The 1,263-nt window shown below is 73.6% G+C and carries 1 protein-coding gene; it reads right to left on the bottom strand.

Translation table 11 applies throughout. The annotated features are described in order from the left end of the window. Nucleotides 1–50: 50 nt before the first annotated feature. Nucleotides 51–1,244, bottom strand: coding sequence for a condensation domain-containing protein (locus D7X12_RS44870; RefSeq protein ID WP_369333666.1), 1,194 nt, complete (start codon nucleotides 1,242–1,244; stop codon nucleotides 51–53). Between the last annotated feature and the right edge of the window lie 19 nt (nucleotides 1,245–1,263).

Here is a 1,263-nt window from a genome sequence, read left to right on the forward strand (position 1 = left end):
GTGGGAGGCTCCGTGGGCGTGGCGGGGGACTTCGTGTCCACGCGGGTCTCCTACGAGCTGGACCTGACGGGGCCGGCGATGACGGTGCAGACGGCGTGCTCCTGGAACAGCGGCGTGCGGCTCAGGTCGCGCTCGGGCTGGAGCGCGTCCACCAGCTGCTCGAAGGGCACGTCCTGGTGCGCGTACGCGTCCAGGCACGTCTTGCGCACGCGGTGCAGCAACTCCCCGAAGCCCAGGTGTCCGGCGCCCTGCACGCGCAGGGGCAGCGTGTTGATGAAGAACCCGATGAGCGGCTCCACCTCCTGGCGCGTGCGGCCGGAGATGGGTGAGCCGATGACGCTGTCGTCCTGGCCGCTGTGGCGCGACAGCAGCAGGTGCATGCCGCCCAAGAGCGCCATGAACAGCGTCACGCCCTGCTTGCGACACAGCGCCTCCAGCTCCCGCCCCAGCCTCGGGGACAGCGCGTGCCGGTACACCGCGCCCCGCGTGGACTGCGCCGCGGGCCGGGGCCGGTCCGTGGGCAGCTCCAGCGCGGCGGGGGCCCCCGCGAGCTGACCGCGCCACCACTCCAACTGCTGTGCCAGCACGTCTCCCTGGAGCCACTGCCGCTGCCACACGGCGTGGTCCGCGTACTGCACCGACAGCGCGGGCCGCGTCGCCTCCGTGCCGGAGACCGCCGCCGCGTACAGCGCCTTCAGCTCCCGCTCCATCACCGTGAGCGACCAGCCGTCGCAGCAGATGTGGTGCAGCATCAGGAACAGCACGTGCTCGGTCGCGCCCATGCGCACGAGCCGCACGCGCACGAGCGGCCCCGCACCCAGGTCGAAGGGCTCGCGCGCCTCCGCTTCCGCGAGCGTGCGCAGGGCCGCTTCACGCTCGGATACGGGCAGGGCCTCCAGCGACTCCATCCGCAGGCGCAACGACAGCTCTCTGGCGATGCGCTGCACCGGCCGGCCCTCTACGACGGCGAACGTCGTGCGCAGCGCTTCGTGCCGCGCCACCACCGTGGCCAGGGCGCGCTCCAGCGCGGGCACGTCCAGCGGCCCGGTGAGCCGGGCGAAGTACGGGACGTTGTAGGAGATGCCCCCGGGCGTGAGCTGCTCGATGAACCACATGCGCTGCTGCCCGAAGGACAGCGGCAGCGCGGCGTCGCGCGACACGGGCACCACCGGCGGTGCGCGGCGACGGGACCGCGCCGGGGACTTCGGCGCGGGGGCGGAAGTGGGGCCGGGTTGCTCGGTCATGGCGCGCTCGGGGCAGGGG

Origin of the sequence: Corallococcus sicarius (assembly GCF_003611735.1) — a bacterium.
GTDB classification, from domain to species: domain Bacteria; phylum Myxococcota; class Myxococcia; order Myxococcales; family Myxococcaceae; genus Corallococcus; species Corallococcus sicarius.

What these genes read in the sequence shown, in the direction of transcription:
- D7X12_RS44870 (WP_369333666.1), bottom strand. Translation starts at nt 1,244, where the DNA reads ATGACCGAGCAACCCGGCCCCACTTCCGCCCCCGCGCCGAAGTCCCCG.